Origin of the sequence: Azohydromonas aeria, assembly GCF_009760915.1 — a bacterium.
Taxonomy (GTDB): Bacteria; Pseudomonadota; Gammaproteobacteria; order Burkholderiales; family Burkholderiaceae_C; genus Azohydromonas; species Azohydromonas aeria.
The window spans coordinates 1-1,934 of sequence record NZ_VIDQ01000182.1; the positions used below are offsets into that span (position 1 = coordinate 1).

Below are 1,934 nucleotides of genomic sequence, written 5' to 3' on the forward strand. Positions count from 1 at the left end.
GATGGCGTTCCTGCAGGCACTGTAATTATGCGAAGCGGTCATGGCATGGGCGCCACCCCGATCCCTCGGTCCGATTCCAGCCTGGGCATCTCGACTTCGCATAAAAACGGACTTCGCATTATTCGCGCCGACCTTCCAGGGCTTGACTTGGCGCTCGATCAAGTTGTTGTCCACCGCCACAGCGCCATCGTCCAGGTGCAGCGTCAGTGCCTGCCAGGCGTTGAGGCTGTAGTCGATCGCCCCTGCGATCTTGCCCCCGTCGAGCACCTGCGTGCGCTGCAGCCTGAGCCAGACCTCGAACTCGTCCCACAGCGGCTTGCTCAGCGCCTGCCGTGCCTGCCGGCGCTCGTCCTGGCTCATCTCGGCGAAGGCCGCCTCGGCGTGGTAGATCCGAGCCCAGCGCCGCAGCGCCTCGGTGGCCACCGCGCTGGCACTGCTGCCGCCGCGGCTGAGCTCCTCGAAGCGCCTGCGCGCATGCGCAGCACACGCCGCCGACTTGCGCTGCGGGTAGAGCTTGGTGTCCAGTACGGCGTTGTAGGCCGCGTACTGGTCGGTGATCAACGTGCCGCTCCACGCCGGCTCAGGTGCCGGTGGCCCCTTGCCGCCGAGGAAGGCCACCGGGTACTGCGAACCTCTTCCCAGGCAGAACTCGTAGATCACGCCCGGATGCGCGTCATGGTGGCTGCGCGCCCAGGCCCAGACGTAGGCCTTCTTCGTCTTGCCTGCGCCCGGGTCCAGCAGCGGTACCGGCGTCTCGTCGGCATGCAGCACCCGGCAGCCCAGGATGAAGCGCCGCTGCAACTCGTACAGGGGTTCCAGCGCCGCACCGCCGGCGCCGCCCCAGGCGGCCAGCGTGGAGCGCGGCGTGTGCACGCCCGAGCGCGCGTTGATGGGCTCCTGCCGGTAGTACGGCAGGTGGTCGACGAAGCGGCCAATCAGCGTGTGCGCCACCAGTCCGCTGGCCGGGATGCCGCCGTCCACCACGTCCGGCTCGGCCGGCTCCTGGTGGATCTGCTGGCAGCACTTGCAGGCCCACTTGCCGTAGACGTGCCGGTGCACGAAGAACCTGGCCGGGATGATGTCGAGCTTCTCGCTCACGTCCTCGCCGATGCGTTGCATCGGCTGGCCGCATTCCGGGTTGGGGCAGTTGGTGCTCTCGGGCTCGTGGCGGTGCTCGACGCGCTCCAGATGCTCGGGCAGCTTCTCGCGGCGCGGCCTGCGCGGTGGCGCCTTCGCTGTATTGGGTGCCTCGGGCAGTCCGCGCTGCAGTTCGGCCAGCTTCGCCTTCAGGCTGGCCTCGTCCTCGATCATGGTCTCGGCGAACAACAGCCGCTGCGATGCCGTCATCGCCTCGGTCCTGGCATCGAACTTCCAGCGGCGCAGCCGTGCGAGCTCGAAGTTGAGCTTGTCGATCCTCACATCCCGCCAGGCGATCTCGCGGTCGCGGTGGGCCAGTTCCTGGGCATGAACCTGGGCCTGCTGCTGCAACCGTGCGATCAACGCGGCCACCTCGGTCGGCAGGCTCGTCAGATCGATGGCGGCTTCATCGGGCATGCCCAGCATGGTGCCGCGTCGAGCAGCGCCGTGCCATTGGCACTTGCGCTGTTGTCAACGCCCGCGCCAACCGCTCAGCAGCGTCGGATGGTGCTGAACTCACCCAGGCGCTGCCAGGGTAGTCCGAGCGTCAGCGCCTCGAACTGCTGGGCGCTGAGCTGCAAGGCCGGCGCCGCCGAGCCCGGCTCGCGGGTGTGCCAGACGAAGCGGCCGGTGTGCAGCCGACGCGTGGCACACCACACGCCGAAGCCATCGTGAACGAGCAGCTTCAGCCTGCTGGCCCGCGCATTGGCGAAGACGTAGCCGTGGTGCGCCTGGGCCTCGCCGAGCGTGTTCACAACCACCGCCAGCAGCCGGTCAGCGCCGGCGCGCATATCTTG

Annotated in this window: 2 protein-coding genes; both read right to left on the reverse strand. The window is 68.5% G+C overall.

Annotated elements, in window-relative coordinates:
* On the reverse strand, positions 1–1,554 hold a 1,554-nt coding region (gene tnpC, locus FJ694_RS36330; protein ID WP_232540394.1), incomplete at its 3' end, for an IS66 family transposase.
* Positions 1,555–1,628: 74 nt separating this feature from the next.
* Positions 1,629–1,934, reverse strand: a 306-nt coding sequence (gene tnpB / locus FJ694_RS36335; protein ID WP_157272375.1) for an IS66 family insertion sequence element accessory protein TnpB, incomplete at its 5' end; no start/stop codon positions are given.